Annotated in this window: 18 protein-coding genes and 1 tRNA gene; 10 read left to right on the top strand and 9 right to left on the bottom strand. The window is 49.7% G+C overall.

From position 1 onward, the window contains the following. Positions 1 to 125: 125 nt before the first annotated feature. Both RT644_RS14285 and RT644_RS14280 read right to left on the bottom strand, forming a co-directional pair. Positions 126 to 329 (bottom strand): hypothetical protein, encoded by a 204-nt coding sequence (locus tag RT644_RS14285; RefSeq protein WP_313627107.1) that lies wholly within the window; start codon positions 327 to 329, stop codon positions 126 to 128. A gap of 154 nt (positions 330 to 483) precedes the next feature. Further along, positions 484 to 708, bottom strand: a complete 225-nt coding sequence (locus RT644_RS14280; protein ID WP_017455732.1) for a hypothetical protein — start codon at positions 706 to 708, stop codon at positions 484 to 486. 958 nt (positions 709 to 1,666) lie between these two features. Between RT644_RS14280 and RT644_RS14275 the strand changes: the two genes are divergently transcribed. From RT644_RS14275 to RT644_RS14260, 4 genes are all read left to right on the top strand, one after another. Further along, positions 1,667 to 2,134, top strand: coding sequence for an Hsp20 family protein (locus RT644_RS14275; RefSeq protein WP_020456862.1), 468 nt, complete (start codon positions 1,667 to 1,669; stop codon positions 2,132 to 2,134). Between the two features lie 259 nt (positions 2,135 to 2,393). Then, positions 2,394 to 2,564 carry a YnfU family zinc-binding protein gene (locus RT644_RS14270; RefSeq protein WP_216848957.1) on the top strand — a complete coding sequence of 57 codons (171 nt, stop codon included), beginning with the start codon at positions 2,394 to 2,396 and terminating at the stop codon, positions 2,562 to 2,564. A 507-nt stretch (positions 2,565 to 3,071) separates the two neighbouring features. After that, positions 3,072 to 3,398: an anti-adapter protein IraP gene (iraP, locus tag RT644_RS14265; protein ID WP_045508675.1), complete on the top strand. Its 327-nt coding sequence runs from the start codon at positions 3,072 to 3,074 to the stop codon at positions 3,396 to 3,398. Positions 3,399 to 3,894: 496 nt separating this feature from the next. Further along, positions 3,895 to 4,125 (top strand): hypothetical protein, encoded by a 231-nt coding sequence (locus RT644_RS14260; RefSeq protein WP_020456859.1) that lies wholly within the window; start codon positions 3,895 to 3,897, stop codon positions 4,123 to 4,125. Between the two features lie 459 nt (positions 4,126 to 4,584). Here RT644_RS14260 and RT644_RS14255 read toward each other — a convergent pair. Then, positions 4,585 to 4,661 (bottom strand) — tRNA-Arg (locus RT644_RS14255). A gap of 274 nt (positions 4,662 to 4,935) precedes the next feature. Between RT644_RS14255 and RT644_RS14250 the strand changes: the two genes are divergently transcribed. From RT644_RS14250 to fimZ, 3 genes are all read left to right on the top strand, one after another. Then, on the top strand, positions 4,936 to 5,583 hold the full coding sequence (locus RT644_RS14250; protein WP_313627106.1) for a hypothetical protein: 648 nt from the start codon (positions 4,936 to 4,938) through the stop codon (positions 5,581 to 5,583). Between the two features lie 19 nt (positions 5,584 to 5,602). Next, positions 5,603 to 6,328: a DNA-binding response regulator gene (locus RT644_RS14245; RefSeq protein WP_233500408.1), complete on the top strand. Its 726-nt coding sequence runs from the start codon at positions 5,603 to 5,605 to the stop codon at positions 6,326 to 6,328. Between the two features lie 604 nt (positions 6,329 to 6,932). Then, positions 6,933 to 7,565, top strand: a complete 633-nt coding sequence (gene fimZ, locus RT644_RS14240) for a fimbria biosynthesis transcriptional regulator FimZ (protein ID WP_020456855.1) — start codon at positions 6,933 to 6,935, stop codon at positions 7,563 to 7,565. Positions 7,566 to 7,617: 52 nt separating this feature from the next. Here fimZ and sfmF read toward each other — a convergent pair whose 3' ends face one another. From sfmF to fimA, 6 genes are all read right to left on the bottom strand, one after another. Continuing rightward, on the bottom strand, positions 7,618 to 8,136 hold the full coding sequence (sfmF, locus tag RT644_RS14235; RefSeq protein WP_097406239.1) for a fimbria assembly protein: 519 nt from the start codon (positions 8,134 to 8,136) through the stop codon (positions 7,618 to 7,620). Between the two features lie 9 nt (positions 8,137 to 8,145). Continuing rightward, positions 8,146 to 9,150, bottom strand: a complete 1,005-nt coding sequence (fimH, locus tag RT644_RS14230; protein ID WP_097406240.1) for a type 1 fimbria D-mannose specific adhesin FimH — start codon at positions 9,148 to 9,150, stop codon at positions 8,146 to 8,148. A gap of 4 nt (positions 9,151 to 9,154) precedes the next feature. Continuing rightward, positions 9,155 to 11,740 (bottom strand): fimbrial biogenesis usher protein, encoded by a 2,586-nt coding sequence (locus tag RT644_RS14225; RefSeq protein WP_313627105.1) that lies wholly within the window; start codon positions 11,738 to 11,740, stop codon positions 9,155 to 9,157. 24 nt (positions 11,741 to 11,764) lie between these two features. Beyond that, positions 11,765 to 12,457 carry a type 1 fimbria chaperone FimC gene (gene fimC, locus RT644_RS14220; RefSeq protein WP_313627104.1) on the bottom strand — a complete coding sequence of 231 codons (693 nt, stop codon included), beginning with the start codon at positions 12,455 to 12,457 and terminating at the stop codon, positions 11,765 to 11,767. 46 nt (positions 12,458 to 12,503) lie between these two features. Next, positions 12,504 to 12,692 carry a hypothetical protein gene (locus tag RT644_RS14215; RefSeq protein WP_114413889.1) on the bottom strand — a complete coding sequence of 63 codons (189 nt, stop codon included), beginning with the start codon at positions 12,690 to 12,692 and terminating at the stop codon, positions 12,504 to 12,506. Between the two features lie 69 nt (positions 12,693 to 12,761). After that, a complete protein-coding gene (fimA, locus tag RT644_RS14210) occupies positions 12,762 to 13,307 on the bottom strand; it encodes a type 1 fimbrial major subunit FimA (protein WP_020456849.1) in 546 nt (181 codons plus the stop codon). Between the two features lie 536 nt (positions 13,308 to 13,843). Between fimA and folD the strand changes: the two genes are divergently transcribed. The 3 genes from folD to RT644_RS14195 all read left to right on the top strand — a co-directional run bounded on the left by folD (position 13,844) and on the right by RT644_RS14195 (position 16,661). Then, positions 13,844 to 14,710, top strand: a complete 867-nt coding sequence (folD, locus tag RT644_RS14205) for a bifunctional methylenetetrahydrofolate dehydrogenase/methenyltetrahydrofolate cyclohydrolase FolD (protein WP_020456848.1) — start codon at positions 13,844 to 13,846, stop codon at positions 14,708 to 14,710. A gap of 1 nt (position 14,711) precedes the next feature. Beyond that, complete coding sequence (gene ybcJ, locus RT644_RS14200) at positions 14,712 to 14,924, top strand: ribosome-associated protein YbcJ (protein ID WP_045509114.1); 213 nt, start codon at positions 14,712 to 14,714, stop codon at positions 14,922 to 14,924. A 237-nt stretch (positions 14,925 to 15,161) separates the two neighbouring features. Then, on the top strand, positions 15,162 to 16,661 hold the full coding sequence (locus tag RT644_RS14195; RefSeq protein ID WP_044489584.1) for a PTS transporter subunit EIIC: 1,500 nt from the start codon (positions 15,162 to 15,164) through the stop codon (positions 16,659 to 16,661). Positions 16,662 to 16,722 lie beyond the last annotated feature (61 nt).

Here is a 16,722-nt window from a genome sequence, read left to right as displayed (position 1 = left end):
AATAGTAATTTCCACTATCAACATTGTCGCCAGCAAAAAAAGACCTGCGGCGATTCATTTTTTGCCGCAGGTTATATTCTGATTTTCTATCACGCGCCAATTAATAGCGTGGACACGTCACTTATTTAATATTTATGGGAAAAGAATCGCTCAATCGTTTCCTGTACATGCTCATCAGGATTTTCTGCAATATCCCCTTCTCCTGCGCCATGACGTATATAGTGATTGTGCCCAAGAAGTTGCGGGAAAGCGGGTGCCGCCGAACTGGCAGTCGAGGCGAACGTCAAAAGAAGAAAAAACCAGGCTACGCTTAACTTTTTTCCCATCATGCCTATACCTTTCAAGAGAGAGTTAACAGGCAACATACTGAATGAGAAAGCGTCAGAAAGTGTCAGGGATGTTCAAACCTGTTCCGGCAGTTGTAATCAGCCGTGGGAAATGAAAGAGAGAGGAAACAAAAAAAACCGCCCTCAGGCGGTATGTTTACAGGTCAGATTCTAACGCATCCTGAATCGCATCGGCGAGAGTGGCGACTTCTTGCGAGACGTTACGTAAATCCATCTGGCTACGAATGCCCGCGTTGGCCGTGGTTGCCGAAACCGCCGCTTTTGAAATTTCCAGCGCTGCCTGTACAGCTAATAAGCGCTTTCTGTTTTCTACCGCCTCATCCCCTGTCGCGCCATCAAGATCAAAATATCCTTCTAACATTACTTTCTCCTTCGGGTTTACCAGCAAAGGCCAAGCATACACAGTTAAGCGAGGGGATGAAAACGTAAACGCGTGCGAGCAGCCTCGTATAACGACGTTATGGCGAGTGTTTGAAATAGACAACATGGCGCAAAGCATAACGATAAGAAGGGTTATCGGACGAGGGTTCGGGTTTTGTGAGCGTCGTAAAGAAGATACCTGCCGAATACCAGCACCGAAAATACGAAAACGTGAAGGTAAAGAGTGCGATCACAGCGCCGGTGTTGTTGCCCGGTTGTTCACCCGCTCTTGATGTCGTTTGAGAAGAAGCGTTTATCGCGCTGCGCGTTAGCTAAAATCCGGGCAAAAAAAACCGCTCGGACAGAGCGGTAGAAGAACATCACCAGGGAAAATAGGGTTAACGATGATAGCGCGTTAACTATAGTTACTTTCTGTCGCTCTGCCAGTTTTAAAAGCATTAATTAAACCAATTACATAGAGAGCCAATAGCTATCAGAAATCGATTACAAATGAGAACAATCTCATTGCCGTCAGGTTAATAATTAGCAAACTAATAAACGTAACGAATATGCATTTGCATCCCTCAGGAGCAGCCCGGATTTCCTATTCCTGAGGGTCTTTTCTTATCAAGATAATTCCCCTTTTCTCTGAAATGAAATAGCGTACAGAAAAGTTATATCCTCCCGAACGGCTCCCTCTGCGGCTCACGTAAAAACCCAGTGGCAGGAGCAATTTTGTATTAACGGCTTCTTTTCCCTCCTATTACAGGCCTGTTATTTTCTTCATGCCAACGGCCATTTCAGGGGTATTCAACCATGCAATTCGTCGGTTCGATACAGGCAAAAAAATTTTTATTTGTGGCCTTGAAAAAACCGTTGCAGGAATTATTTATATAAGCGGACAAGCAAAGCTTGCCTTTAAGTTGAACTTTTGAATGGATTATTCAGGAGGTTAAGTTATGGCACTCAAAACCTTGTCAGCACTCCCCGGTTTCACTGACTCTGTTTTTGCTGACCGCTTCAATCGTATCGACCGGCTTTTCAGCCAGTTAACCGGCGACTCGCCGGTGGCATCATTACCTGCTTATGACCTGAAAAAAGTCGATGCAAGCAATTATCAGTTACACGTAAGCGTCCCTGGCTGGAAAGAAGACGAACTCGAAATCGAGACCGTCGGCGGAGTATTAAATGTATCAGGTAAACGCGCGGAAAATGAATCTCATGATGAGCAGGGCTGGATATACAAAGGTATTCGCCGCGCGGATTTCCGTCTGAGCTTTTCGCTTCCGGAACATACTAAAGTGAGCAACGCAAAACTTGAAAATGGCATATTGCAGGTGTCCATTTATCAGGAAATTCCCGAGAGCGAAAAACCACGCAAAATTGCCATTGAAAATACACAAAAAGCCATTGAACATCAGGCTTGATAGCTTTCCTTTTTTCTTTACGGCCCGCGCATGCGGGCCTTTTTCTTACCCTGGCTCTGATACGCTGTTTTGCCGACACATATAAACTTTTCGCAGAACGTATAACCAGCAGGACGTCGTTGCAATTCATTCCTGCGGCGATTCCACCATCGAGCGACAGCATAAACAAGCCACACGATTCTGGCTCTGCGGCAAAGGAGTACGGGCAATATGTTCAGGGATAGTGTATGGTTGCAGGCCATTTATCAGGAAATACTCTATGCCACAACGCAAAGACTCAAAAAACAATCGCAACTTCCTCACCAAATGCACCTGCCCGCATTGTTCACAACAGTCAGAACACAGCTTCTCCCGAGTCCAGAAAGGCGCAGCGTTAATGTGCCCGCACTGCAGTAAGATCTTCCATCAGGACAAGGCCGCTTTCGCTTAAAACCGAGCTACGTTGAGAAACCGGTCGAAATATCAGGGCCGGTTATCAACCTGGCGGTCCTGACAAGCAAAAGTCACGGCAATCATTTCGGCCTGAATCACGCCAGCATAATTGTGCAGCAGTAACCGCAGGCCGGCATGCAAAGAGCGTTGGTATGGGTAAAGCCGCAGAACTGTCCAGACACTTCATCAGCCGCGTGGTTGTTACCCTCATTAACCGTGTTGCTCACATCACAAAGCGTATCAGCCGTCACCGTGCAAGCATCGTACACCCTTTAAGCCGCGTAGAATGTGCTCTCAATGTTGTCGCCCCAGTCGTGATTACCGCATCAGTAGGTGCCGTTGGTGCCTTATCAATAACGCTTTGAGTATCAATGAATTCAGCCAGATACCTGGCCAGCCTGATGCCGGAAGGATGTATAACCACGACAAAACTATTTCATCCTTCATTATAGAAATCTCGACCATAATATATTCAGGGGTGATGCGGCTAATAACAGGGGCACTTATGAAAAACTTAATACTCAGTGTGATTGCAAAAATCTCGAAAATGGATGCGGAAGCCAAGCTACTTGCAGCTAAAGTGGAAGCTCAGTCTTTACTTATCGGGGCATTACTGCTGACACTTGGCAAAAACGGTGGCATGAATGAAATGCTTGATAATGTAAAAAAAGCAATTAATGCAGCGCTTGATGCGGCTGATATTCCACTGAAATCAGACGCAGAATTACTGATGAATGAATTTAACAATCTTATTCAGTTAACTCAGTTGCTTGAAACAAGCGACGCGGAAATTGATATAGAAGCGTTAAAGGGCGCGTCCGATAAAATCTAACGCAATTCGTTTATTAATCATAAGGCTGGAAAAATAAACCTCCGGCCTTTTATTTGCGCTGCCACCGGGTCATCTCTTTACCTGGACCCGTTTGTTGTGAACCCAAATGCCCGACAGAGCCAGCCGCAATGCGTAAAGCCTGCCTATGACCAGCGTTTCCTTTACCCCAACTCAAGTAGCTATTAGCGCAGCTCCCCCTGCAGCCCGGTTAATGGATGAGTGATGTTTCGATTCGCTCGCTGAGGGTGAAATCATCCCGCAGATCTGGTTCATCAGCCGTGACCGGGAGAACCTGACATGTCGACAGTGATGCAATCTTCTGACGCTACTCCGACCTGATACGCCGTCCTGATGTTATCCCGATCCGGTTTGGCCGTGGCTCCACTGGTTTTATTTGCCTAACTGAACGATATTAAATATTCACATCACACCGATATTCGCGACAGAACATTCCTTGTTTGTCGGTGAGCGCCACAGTATTTCTTAAGGAGAGGTTATGAAGCCAGTAGAAGACGCGATTAATGACCTGCAGTGTCGTGCTTTAGCGTATGAAATCATTTTTCAGTCCATTTGCTCCGAGTTGCCGCAAGTGTTCATCGAGAAAGCCGCAGAGAACATTCAGCTTAACTTCAAAGCATTTGAATCTGGCACGCATTCTGAAGCAGGGAAAGCAAAGCTTGAAGCAGCGAAAGCGATTGCCTCGAGAATTATAGGAGCAAAGATTTAACCTCTCTCCCAGGCTGGATCCTAAGATGGAGAGGAAATCACCATCCTTTCTTCTCCGCTTTTTCTCTTGCTGTGTTGTCATGGTTGTTATGGTCAGAAATGGGGATTCGCTCACTCAAAGGCAGGAAACAGGCCTGCCGCTTCACTGACCCGACAGCACGAAATAAGAGCGTCCATGATAGCCGCGCATGCAAGTCTGAACGCCACCAAGGATTTTCAGTTCGCTACCTTAGATGCATGGACTAACGGGTTAATACGGCCCGGAGTGCCGTTATCTGTTCTTCGATAAATGAAGGGATGGGAAAGCATAAAAACAGCACGTTGATATGCTCACCTGACACCTGACCATTTAACGGAGCACCCGAAGCATATTGATTTGATTTTCGGGCCTGATGACCCAAATATGTCCCACAACGGAAATGAGGAGAAAGTGAAGGAAACGTAATGCGTTGATTCTGAATGGTACGCCCTACAGGGTTCGAACCTGTGACCTACGGCTTAGAAGGCCGTTGCTCTATCCAGCTGAGCTAAGGGCGCATTATGTGGATGCTCACCGTTGAGGTGGAAACGCCTGGAATTATACGGTCAGCGCCTGGTGAGTCAATGTATTTTCCGCTGGTTGCTTGCTTAGTGAACGACGCTGCGCATTTTCGCAACACCTGTCCCATTTATGCCCGAAAAGACCTGGTCTTTCTACTTATCCTGATCGCTTCCTGGGAAAAGTCCCATGTCTCTTTAAGTATTCGCGCCTATATCCCCCGCTTTGTGAAGGACAAAATGTTTCCATTAACTAATGTAATGGAGCCTATACGTGACAAATAGAGCAAAACATAAAAAAGGCCGGGGTTACCAATGTAAATCAAAACCGATTATACAGCGCGATAATAGTGATGGGATGCTTAACCGTCAGCCAGCTATTGCCGCGACCGGAAACAGGGTTGAACGCGATTACAGTTCGTTTGCGCTGCGGTTATTACACGACCAGACGCGAAACTTAACATTGCCAGGATCAACACGCCAATCCTTGCCTAATCTGCCACTTCACTCTCAGTCTTACACCATCTCATTTATGGACATCCCGATAGTATATCGCCCTGATTTAGCGGTTGAATCATTGAACTTACAGGCTTTTGTGGTGCATGGTGGCGCGCAACATATCCATTGCCATCACACCGTCACACAACTTCACTCTTCTGGTGTCGCGTTTTTTCTGGACAATCGCACCCGGGAAGCGCCAGAGGCTTTTGCTGATACAGGCTTGCATATTTCCAGCTTACTGGTTGATAAAACGGCAACCTGGCAGCGCCTTTATACGCCCGATATTCTCAAACCGGGCATAAACCAGCCCAGTCATTTTGCTCATATGGCATCCATTACATGGCGCGAAACAGCACAACAGCCGGATGCGCAGTTTGCGCATGGCTTTTTTTGGCCAACACTTTTCGGTCACGAAAAGTGAAATACGTTTGCGAGGGAAAATGCGAACTTTCATCCGCCGGGAAAAAAATCGCCTCCACAGACCCGATTACCGGGTTTTACCCTATCGGGAATATCCGCCGCCGGTGTTTGACAGGCTGGAACACCTTACTCAGCAGCTCAGTTTCGCCCTGCCTGAATGCATCATCAGCCAGATATTAATTTCAACCGATAGTTTTCTCAGCTATGCCTGGAACAGGGGGCTCTTCTCTGGTAAACGCAACGCCGTGTTTTCATCGCTTGATTCAGCACATCATCGGTTCGCGGAGCCGCATCTCTCGCACCTGATCGTGGATATGGAGAGCCTGCTCACATCGCGTTTTAGCGCCCTGGAAACCCTGCGGCAGCTCGCTTCGCACAATCGCAAACTTCATATCTATCTGTTAGCGACAAAAAGCGACGCGCCACTGTTCAATTTCCTGCGCGCGGCTGGTCCCTTTCGCGTAATAAAACGGGATCTCCCCGTCAAGCCATTCAGGCAGGCGCTGTTGGCTCCTGCCTCACCTGTTGATGTTTCGCGCAAATTTCCGCCGGTAGAGTGGCAGATGTTCACCGCGCTGGCGCAAGGAAAAACGCTGAAACATGTCGCTCAGCTACTCAATCTGCCTTACCATCGCATGGTTTATCGTCTCAACCTACAACTGAGGCAACTTGGGTTGCCCGATCGTCAAAGTTTGCTTCATTTACTGCACCGCTTAACGATAGATGCTAATCACTATTGGGGATAACAGGCGTTGCCATCCTCCTTATCTAAGAAATTACTTAGTCAATTTTTCTTGCCGGGTATGTTTTTTTACATAAAACCAACAATTACAACTATTCCTGGTACTGTCTGTTTTTAAAATCCACTCAGATTCCACCCAAGGCGCACGTTGTTATCCAGCGTTGTAGCAATGAAATTGCGATAACAGCGATTAACAATAAGAAAACAATCAAATAATTAAATTGTTTTAACCATTAAAAAGAGCGTAAAAAACCATGCTTATCAAAATCAGCAAGCTATCATGCCAAATATTCAATCACCTATTATTGCTCTCAGAACTTCATATTTAGAAATAGCCTTCATGAACTCTTAACGCTTTTCTGCCAGAACTTCCCAGGTATAATTACAGTAACTTATTAATAATTACGATATCTCTCTGTATTAGCACGTAATTGATATTCCCCGCGTTCGTAAATGACGAATGAAAATAACTTGGCGAGTAAGGATGCTATCGGTTTTTCAAGGGAATTATTTTTCCTCATAGAATACTTGAAGTTACATTTACCTTTTCGACGCCTATCGCATTTACACAAAGGCGTAGCGTTAAAAAAACAATCTGAGGCAAAAAGATGAAACCGGCTTCCGTTATCATTATGGACGAATATCCTATTGTCAGGATGTCGATAGAAGTGCTTTTAGAGAAAAACCAGAATGTTAAAGTGGTACTAAAAACGGATGATAGTCGTGCGGCACTTGATTATATCCGTACGCTTCCCGTTGATCTGGTTATTCTGGATATTGAACTCCCTAAAACAGATGGCTTTACTTTATTGAGAAGAATCAAAGCGATACGAGAAGATGTCAACGTGCTTTTTTTATCATCAAAATCTGAATCGTTCTATGCTGCAAGAGCCATTCGCGCTGGCGCTAATGGTTTTGTCAGTAAGCGGAAAGAGCTCAACGATATTTATAACGCCGTAAAGATGATTCTTGCCGGGTACTCTTTCTTCCCATCTGAGACGCTGAGTTATATAAACCAACCGGGTAAAAAGAAAGGAGAACAGCGGGACATGCCACTATCTAATAGAGAAGTAACGGTATTACGTTACCTCGCCAACGGATTATCGAACAAAGAAATTGCGGAACAGCTTTTATTAAGCAACAAGACGATCAGCGCCCATAAATCGAATATTTTTTCGAAACTCGGTGTACATACCATCGTCGAGTTGATTGATTACGCCAAATCACACGAACTGCTATAGCACTATACGCCCGGAAAAAGATTACCGGGCGTATGCTTTATTGAAAATAAAATTAATAGTAATTAATCGCGAAAGTGGCATCGGCATTTGCCGTACCGGGTACAGGATTATCTGCCAGCGCGATGTAATTTGCGTAGAACTGCAGCGTTGCATTGCCATTGCTGTCCACGGCTATATCCTGGCTGGCTGTCGCCAGCGCTAGCGGCGTACGATCTCTGTCGCGCAGCTCAATAGCCACTTTCTGTGCCATCACGCTATCTTTTAACGCCAGCAGTGCCGGGTTGCTGGCGGCTTTCCCCGAAAAGGTGATCGATGCGCTACCTGGCGGGCACCCCACTAACCGCAAGCTAAAAGGTACCAGTGGCGTGGTATTACCCGCATTTTGCAGCTGTTTGGTTGGCCAACGTCCTAATTGCACCGTTTTGTCGTTGTCGGCCGTCTCGGCATAGCATGTAAAGTCCACTACCGTTGCGCGTAACTGAATGTTGATTTCTCCAAGCGGCGTATCGGCGATCGCAAACGGGCTCAGCCAGCAGCCAACGAGCATGACATGGCGTGGTTTGATAAACATCACGGCTCCTTAATCATAATCAACGCGCAAATAGCCCCGCGCCACAAAATCGCCCTCGGCGGGTTTGAAACCTGTGACGCTGACCGGCCACGCACTGATATCAACACGCGCAGCGGCGTTGTCATCAAGCTGGAAAGGGATTTTGCTACCCAGCGTGTTGGGGGTAAGCGGATTGCCCTCACGGTCGGCCACGACAAACCCCACATCAGGGTTATCAGAAACCATTACCTGCCCACTGGCTTTTTCCGCTTCCAGACGCATCGAAAGATAGGCCTGCGCGTCAACATTGGTGCACGCTATTGCCACGGTTTTAATTTGCGGATCAACGCCGTTCGGGCGGTTCCCCGGCCCGGCCTGGCTAAAGAGCGCGGCGCCAATTTTATCAAACTCAAATTCAACGACCTGGCCTGCATTGAGTTTGCAGCTTTGCGGCACTTCCACTTTGCCGCTGTAGCTAATGGTATAGACCGGTACCGTGAGGGCATCGATGTCCGTACTGGTGACATATACCCTGAACATGGTTTGGCGCGGGATCGGCACCATATTGATAAACGGCCGCACCACTTTAAGTTTAAAGATAAGCTTCGAGTCCATTACACCAAAAGGTTTCTGATTGGGTACGTTGGGGTGTGTTCCCATGCGGATAAAATTTCTCGGCGGGAAAAAGATGCCGGCGTAATCATCGGTGATGCTCATCGCCCCTTCCAGATAATCATTTAACCTCATGTATTTGTAACCGCCATCGATGGTATGTATCGGCAAGTCAGAGACATAGCTTCGGTAGGTGTAATTCACTTTGGTGCCGGCAGGACAGATAGCCTGGACGCCAACCCAGCCGGATTTTTCCGGCAACGTCACCACCTCACCAACATGGTTATTCCCGCTGGTAAACAGGTTCGACAGGTCATAATAGATATCTGTCGGTATGCCCTTCGCGTTCACACAAATTGTGGCCTGCGCCGACGTCGCTGCCAGTAACAACAAGCCGCAAAGCAGTGCATGAAATTTGTTCATAAAATCATCCTTGTTCACAACGGGCGCTTGTCATCACCACCGCCTGTTGCAGGCTGTCTTCCGGTAAGGAGTAGCGAGCAAGGCAGCGCGATTGCGTGCCGTCTCCCCACTGCACCAACAGTTCACCCTGCAATGGCAAACCGCTTAAATACGCCTGTCCGTCCTCGCCCACCATGCTGGTCACGCCGCTGCCGGTTTCACGTACCACCGAACCAAACGGCACCGGGCGATCGCCGCGCATAAGCGTAATCAGCGCGCGTACGCCAATCCGGGTGTCAAAGCTGGCGCGGACCAGCGCGCCCTGCGTGGGCACGACGCTACTGACGCTGTTTTGCACATCGGTGTGGTTATCCATCGTGTTGGTATCAAGCGCAATGCGGTTGTATCGATAAACGGAGGCATAAGGGACGATGGCGTAGCCTCGCCAGTCGGTTTGCACCCCGGTCTGATTTTCCACCCGCACGCCCTGCGCGCCCGGCGCTTTGATAAGTACGTTGGTATCGCCAAGCGGCTGGCCAAAAGTTACCCCGTCGGCGTGCGCGACCACGCCACCGCCAAGCTGCCAGTTATATTCGTGCTGGTAGGGATCGTAGTTATAACCGAGGCCGAGCGTGCCCCAGCCGGCCTGCCAGTTGGCACTGGCGCTGCCGCTGTAACCACTTGTGCTGCTGTGCCCCTGGCTTACGATGTAACTAAGGTTACGTCCTTCAAGTAAGGTGCCGCCAACCCCGCTCTGCCAGCTATTTTGTCCATTGCTGTTACGGCTAGCGTTAAGGCTGGCATACGTGTGATCCAGCGCGCTTCCCCGGCTGAAGCGCTGCCCGCTCAAAGCGCTAAACGGTACGGAAAGATTCAACGCAATAATACGATCCGTATTATTGATGCCGGGTGAGCGATTCCACGACCAGGTAAGCGAGTAGCTTATCCCCCGCCAGCCGCTGGCGTAACCAATCTGATACCAACTGCTGGGCTTAACATTGTTCCAGTAAGTTTGTTGGCTGCCGGAAATATACAACGAGCCGTAATCCCCCAGGTTTTGCGAGATATTGACCTGAAAGCGCCCTTTTCTGTTGTTGTTGAGGTTGTGATAGCTAACAAGCACCGGTTTTGGCTTCCGTCCCCCCTCACTTTCGTCCTGATCTTCATACTCATAACCCTCCATGCGGCGATAGGCGACATCACTCAACGTGTAAAAACCGCGCGTTGAGTAGCGATACCCGAGTAGCTGAAAGTTGGTGCCATATTGGTTGAGTGATTTGGCATACAAAAAGCGCAACGATTGCCCCTGATGCGTACTGCCATCCGCCAGTTCACTGCGTGCCTGGGTAAAATCGAGCGATATCGCCCCCCAGCCGCCAAGGTTTTTGCCAGCCCCCAGCACAAAGGCGTTATAACGCTTTGCCAGTTGGGTTCCGCCATAGGCGGTGTAACCGCCCGCCAGGCCGCCGATCACGCTCCCCTGAACAAAAGAAGGGGAAGATTGTTGATCGTTGCCGCTGCGAAAATTCCCGGCCACGAGGTCATATTTAAAGCGTCCTTCACGTTGCAGGATCGGCACCGTCGAATACGGCACCGTGTAACGTTGTTGACGGCCATCTTTCTCATCGACGGTAACGTCCAGATCGCCGCTGGATGAGGTAGGGTTCAGATCAGAAATCACAAAAGCACCCGCCGAGACATAACTCTGATAAATGACATAACCGTTCTGGCGGATGGTTAATTTGGCAGGCGTGCGCGCAATGCCGCGTACGGTTGGCGCGTAACCTTGCAGGCTATCGGGAAACATATTATCGGAAGAGTAAAGGCGCACCCCGCGAAAACCGAGGCTATCAAACACGTCGCTGCCGGTATTACTGTCGCCCATCACCAGCTCGCTTTTCAGCGGGATAAGGGAACGTTGCAACCAGCTTCCGATGGTCTTCCAGCTGCGGGTGTGTCCCGCTCCGCTGCTGCTGTAGCGCCAGGCACCATTATTACGCAACCGCCATGGGCCATAATTCAGCCCGCTTTGTAAGCTCAGAAAACCGTTATTGCTGCCGGTGCTGTGGCTCCCTGTAAAGCTATAGTTAAGCAACCCGGCGGTAATGCCTTCGTCCCACTCCTCGGCAGGAATGTAACCGCGCGCGCTGTTCAGCATCGAAGCCTGGGGTAACCCAATATTCAGCCGCATTGCTGAGAAATCAAAAACAGCTTCAGCCCCCGGTATAGCGGTCGTGATATCGATACAGGCGTCACCTTTGTCGGTGAGCAGCGCCGGAAAAGCGCGAATATTAACGCCCAACCGCTTGAGCAAATCGAGCGTGAAGCATGGCATCAGACCACCGGAAGCGGGCGTCGCCCCGTGATGGGCAATATCGAAACGCAGATCCTGGGTGGCGATAAATTCACCATCGCGCCAGATATCCACCCGATAAACGCCCGGCGGCTGGTTACCTTTTTCAAAGCGTGATAAATCGGCAACGGCAGCGGCATCCTCTGATAAAAACGCCGGGTTGAAGTAGTTCTCAGCGCGGCTCATCGCCGGGTGCAACACCGCCAGCAGCGACAACGCCAGCCGTGAGTAAGCTGAAGGAGACGTGCGCTTATTCATAGGCATCCCTGTCATTTGTCTCTGTTATGGCAGACCAACGGTTTTCACCGGCGTCAGCGCGCCGTAATCATTCACCGTCTGGAAAGTCACTCCGCCCTGAACATCAGGCGGAATAAGCAACTGAGTGCGGCCTTTAGGCGCAACCATGACATTGTCGAGCCTCTGTTTGCCCATACGAACATTCACCAGAGTGATGTAATACGCGGAGGGATTAGTGATGTTCAGGTGTTTATCGAGACGCGAAAACTGCAGTTTCGCAGACGCATCCTCTGTTAACCCCGATAGACTTTTCGGGCGAACAAATAGCTTTATGCGAGAGAGAACAGCCAACTGCAGCACGTTTTTGTCTGTGGCATTCTCTTTGTTCACCGATGGAATCGCTTTTACGCTCAACCAGAACAGAGATTCGCGGTCGTCGGGTAACGGTTGCCCGGCGTAGATAATACGCAGCGTGTTTTCACTTTCCGGCTCGCTAACAAACAGCGGCGGGGTCACGACAAACGTTTTTTCTTTTTCTCCACGACTATTTTCCACCCATGAATTCACCAGAAAACGTGCTTTTCCATCGCTATTAGAAATAGAAAGCGAGGTCTGCTTATCCCCGGCAGGATAAATAACCCGGGTTGCGCCAAGCGCTATTCCCCCAGCGGCTTTTACTGGCAGCGCGATAGATAATAAAAGACTGATAATCCAACCTGATTTTAAAAAAATGTTCATAGCGCAAATAACTCTTCAGAATATTATGCGGGCCATAAGAAATATGTCAGGGGTAGACCAGCGGAAACCAGACAACAGAATGTAAACGTCGTGTCGTAATACGCTCTGTAATCGCGCGGTAGCGTGCATAAAAATGGATTGCCACTTCATTAGCGATCGTGGGGAAATAAGAGAGCGGCATGCTGTGTCGCTGCTTTTGATCAAACAGCGCCAGCGTGAGACCTGTCCTCATCATGAATAATTTCTCGCATTACATTGTCAAGCGCCTCGTCCCTGAGGCCATGTCATCCCTGGAAGTAATGGGTTATTCGTATTTCATGATGAACGTCGCATCCGCATTTGCCTGCCCTGGTGTCGCGGTCGCGCTGGTGGCTTTGTAACGTGCGGAGAAGTGTAATGTGTTGGTACCTTCAAGCAGCGCCTGAGCGGTGGAGAAGCTTGCGCCGTCCGGGCTCAGTGTTTTCGAGGCATTATCAAGAATTTCGATCCCCACCCCGCTTGCCGTTGCACTGTTGTCACTGGAGGTGACCGCCAGTAGCGTATTATCGGCGGCATCGGCCTGGCCCGAGAACGCGACAGAAGCCGTCGGGAAGATGGCAGGATCGCAGTCATTAAGCACAATGTTGAACGGTACAGAGCCGCTGGTTGCCCCCACATCCGGGAATGAAGCGGTGCGATATTGCCCCAGCGTCACTGTCTGGTCGGCGGAAGCAGTGCTGACCGCGCATGCTGCGTTCACCAGTTCCCCGTCAAAATGTATATTACCGCCGCTTACGGTGTCTGCTTGTACGGCACCTGCCATCAGCATCAATCCAGCTGCAACAGAACTAGCCATTAATTTCATTTTCATAATATTCTCCTTGAAATAAAAAGTTGCGATTCCGACATCCTGCCGAAAACCGTTTGAGACTTGAATACGCTAAATACCAGATGAAAGAATCTTTTCCTGTGAAGATATAACGCATCGGGAACAACTTATTCGCTTCCCATTTCTTCCCTGGGAAAACACCCAATATTTTTCTCTGTGGACATAACAACTAGCCACAGCACGACAGTAGTGATTTCGTAAAAGTTAAAATATTCGCCATTACTGTCATTACACCAGGTCTGTTCTTATTCGGGCTTAAGAAAAGGCCTGGCTTTTATTTATTAAAGGGATAAGAAATAGCCGTAAACGCCTGTAACAGTGGCTTAATAGCGGACTTTCTTAAGGGTGATGAATTGTTGAAATTTGGTTAACAACCAGCAACGGCGAAGCCCTTGATCTGCTGAGATTTCAGGCGCAGCGGCGGCGAAATCCGCAAACGGTGACTGACAGCGCGCCGCGCTTCTGACAAAATAGCCGCCATCCCCTTAGTTGATATGACAGATGGAATCCTCTCTCTGATGGCAGCAAAGATTATTGATGGTAAAACGATTGCGCAGCAGGTGCGCTCTGAGGTTGCTGAAAAAGTTCGGGCGCGCGTCGCGGCAGGATTTCGCGCTCCGGGCCTGGCGGTCGTACTGGTTGGCAGCAACCCGGCATCACAAATTTATGTCGGCAGCAAGCGCAAAGCCTGTGAGGAAGTGGGTTTCATCTCCCGCTCTTACGATCTCCCGGAAACCACCAGCGAAGCGGAACTGCTGGCGCTTATCGACAAGCTGAACGCCGATACCGCCATTGACGGTATTCTGGTGCAGTTGCCGCTGCCTGCGGGCATCGACAATGTGAAAGTGCTGGAACGCATCGCGCCGGACAAAGACGTAGATGGTTTCCACCCGTATAACGTAGGCCGCCTTTGCCAGCGTGCGCCGCGTCTGCGCCCGTGCACGCCACGCGGTATTGTCACGCTGCTGGAGCGTTACAACATTGACACCTTCGGCCTCAACGCCGTGGTGATTGGCGCGTCCAATATCGTTGGCCGTCCGATGAGCATGGAACTGCTGCTGGCCGGTTGCACCACCACCGTGACGCACCGCTTCACTAAAAATCTGCGCCAGCACGTTGAAAACGCCGACCTGCTGATTGTCGCCGTGGGTAAACCGGGCTTTATTCCCGGCGAGTGGATCAAAGAAGGCGCGATTGTGATTGATGTCGGTATTAACCGTCTGGAAAACGGCAAAGTCGTAGGCGATGTGATTTATGAAGAAGCCGCCGCGCGAGCAGCGTATATTACGCCGGTACCGGGTGGCGTTGGCCCAATGACGGTCGCCACCCTGATCCAGAACACGCTGCAGGCGTGTGAAGAATACCATGATGTAAAAGGCGTATAAGATGGCAACATTTTCTCTCGGTAAACATCCGCACGTTGAGCTGTGCGATCTGCTGAAACTCGAAGGCTGGAGCGAAAGCGGCGCACAGGCGAAAATCGCCATTGCCGATGGCTTTGTCAAAGTGGATGGCGCGGTTGAAACGCGCAAACGCTGCAAAATCGTCGCCGGTCAAACGGTGAGTTTTGAAGGCCAAAGCGTTACCGTCATCGCGTAATCACGCGTAGCAAGCCGGGTGTCGCATCACCGCAGCCCGGCACCTTCTTTCTCCTTCCCCCTGCCGTCATCACGGTTAATTACCGATCAACCTCAAAGAATCATTAATTCATCTGGCTAAATGTGAAAATTTAGTTGCAGCCCGTTACGACTTATCTCACGATGAGTAGAACGTTCTACTAAAACGTTCTACTAACAATAACGGCGCCAAAAGAGCGCTACTTCGGGGGAAATCAGCATGAGTCTGATATCAGGGTTTGTTAAATCATTGTCTAAGTTGTCGATGATTGGCCGCGCGTTAATGTTGCCAATCTCGTTGCTGCCAGCCGCAGGTCTGTTACTTGCTTTCGGCGATAAATTTCACCTGCCGCTGATGATGAACGCAGGTGGCGTTATCTTCGATAACCTGCCGATGTTGTTCGCCATCGGTTCGGCGGTTGGTCTCGCTTCAGAATCGGGTATTGCGGCGCTTTCAGCCGCGGTATCGGTGTTCATTACCAATATCACTATCGGCACCATGTTAGGTATCACGCCGGAAATGGCCTCGCAGGGCGGAAAATATGCCATGGTGGTCGGCATTCCTACCCTGCAAATGGGCGTTTTTGGCGGGCTGATCTGCGGTATTCTTGCCGCCTGGTGTTATAACCGCTTCCACACCATGCAGTTACCGGAGTTCCTCGGCTTCTTCTCTGGTAAGCGTTTTGTTGCCATCGCTACCGCATTCTTATCCTTTGTGCTCGGCCTGCTGCTGCCCTATGTCTGGCAACATATTCAGGCGGGCATCGATGCGCTTTCCGTTATCGTCAACGGCGATAATCAGGCCGCGTCGACGTTTATTTTCGGTTTAGTGGAACGCGCGCTGATCCCACTCGGTCTGCACCATATCTGGTATCCGTCGTTCTGGTATTCGTTTGGCGATTACACCACGCAGGCCGGCCAGGTGATCCATGGCGATCAGACTATCTGGTTCAAAATGCTGGAAGAAGGCGTAAAATCCTTTAGCAGTGATACCTACCAGAACGCCGGTAAGTTTATGCAGGGTGAGTTCCCGCTGATGCTGTTTGCGCTGCCTGCGGCCTGCCTTGCGATGTACCACGAAGCGCACACCCGCAATAAGAAGATCGCGTTCGGTATTCTCTTCTCTGCGGCGCTGACCTGCTTCCTGACCGGCATTACCGAGCCGGTTGAATTCACCTTTATCTTCGTCGCGCCTATTCTTTACGTCTTTAACGCCATTATGGCCGGTCTGGCGTATATGACGATGTACCTGCTGCACGCGCACATCGCGAAATCCTTCTCCGCCGGATTTATCGACTACTTGTCATTCGGCATCCTGCCGTCGTTTAACGGTTATCAGACCAACTTCCTTAACGCGGTGATCGTTGGCATCCCGATGGCGCTGATTTATTACTTCACCTTCCGTTTTGTGATCCGTCGCTTCGACGTGAAAACGCCGGGACGCACGGAAGTTACCGCTGTGGCAGATGATAAAACTGACAGCGAACTGGCAACCGAGATCATCGCCATGCTGGGCGGTGCGCAAAATATCGACTCCGTCGGTTCCTGTATCACCCGTTTGCGCCTGGAAGTGGCGAAAAGTGAAATGGTGGATAAAGATGGCCTTAATGGCCTGGGCGCGCGCGGCGTAGTATTTGTCGGTGATAGCGGTATTCAGGTTATTTTCGGTGCGAGGGCGCAATTTATCGCCCAGACCATGTCCACAATGATCGGCAAATAATAAGATACCGGATTGGCGCGTCCAGTACGCGCCATATCAGGTGGAAAACCGGGAAAATCAG

This window comes from Kosakonia sp. (assembly GCF_032104925.1).
Taxonomy (GTDB): Bacteria; Pseudomonadota; Gammaproteobacteria; order Enterobacterales; family Enterobacteriaceae; genus Kosakonia.
The sequence above is the reverse complement of the archived record's forward strand: the minus strand, read 5'-3'. Positions and strand labels throughout refer to the sequence as shown.

Coding starts and splice junctions, on each gene's coding strand:
- RT644_RS14260 (WP_020456859.1), top strand. CDS start 3,895: ATGAAGCCAGTAGAAGACGCGATTAATGACCTGCAGTGTCGTGCTTTA.
- RT644_RS14245 (WP_233500408.1), top strand. CDS start 5,603: ATGCGAACTTTCATCCGCCGGGAAAAAAATCGCCTCCACAGACCCGAT.
- fimC (WP_313627104.1), bottom strand. CDS start 12,457: ATGAACATTTTTTTAAAATCAGGTTGGATTATCAGTCTTTTATTATCT.
- fimZ (WP_020456855.1), top strand. CDS start 6,933: ATGAAACCGGCTTCCGTTATCATTATGGACGAATATCCTATTGTCAGG.
- RT644_RS14270 (WP_216848957.1), top strand. CDS start 2,394: ATGCCACAACGCAAAGACTCAAAAAACAATCGCAACTTCCTCACCAAA.
- sfmF (WP_097406239.1), bottom strand. CDS start 8,136: ATGTTTATCAAACCACGCCATGTCATGCTCGTTGGCTGCTGGCTGAGC.
- ybcJ (WP_045509114.1), top strand. CDS start 14,712: ATGGCAACATTTTCTCTCGGTAAACATCCGCACGTTGAGCTGTGCGAT.
- RT644_RS14215 (WP_114413889.1), bottom strand. CDS start 12,692: ATGATGAGGACAGGTCTCACGCTGGCGCTGTTTGATCAAAAGCAGCGA.
- iraP (WP_045508675.1), top strand. CDS start 3,072: ATGAAAAACTTAATACTCAGTGTGATTGCAAAAATCTCGAAAATGGAT.
- RT644_RS14280 (WP_017455732.1), bottom strand. CDS start 708: ATGTTAGAAGGATATTTTGATCTTGATGGCGCGACAGGGGATGAGGCG.
- RT644_RS14275 (WP_020456862.1), top strand. CDS start 1,667: ATGGCACTCAAAACCTTGTCAGCACTCCCCGGTTTCACTGACTCTGTT.
- RT644_RS14285 (WP_313627107.1), bottom strand. CDS start 329: ATGATGGGAAAAAAGTTAAGCGTAGCCTGGTTTTTTCTTCTTTTGACG.
- RT644_RS14225 (WP_313627105.1), bottom strand. CDS start 11,740: ATGAATAAGCGCACGTCTCCTTCAGCTTACTCACGGCTGGCGTTGTCG.
- folD (WP_020456848.1), top strand. CDS start 13,844: ATGGCAGCAAAGATTATTGATGGTAAAACGATTGCGCAGCAGGTGCGC.
- RT644_RS14195 (WP_044489584.1), top strand. CDS start 15,162: ATGAGTCTGATATCAGGGTTTGTTAAATCATTGTCTAAGTTGTCGATG.
- fimH (WP_097406240.1), bottom strand. CDS start 9,150: ATGAACAAATTTCATGCACTGCTTTGCGGCTTGTTGTTACTGGCAGCG.
- fimA (WP_020456849.1), bottom strand. CDS start 13,307: ATGAAAATGAAATTAATGGCTAGTTCTGTTGCAGCTGGATTGATGCTG.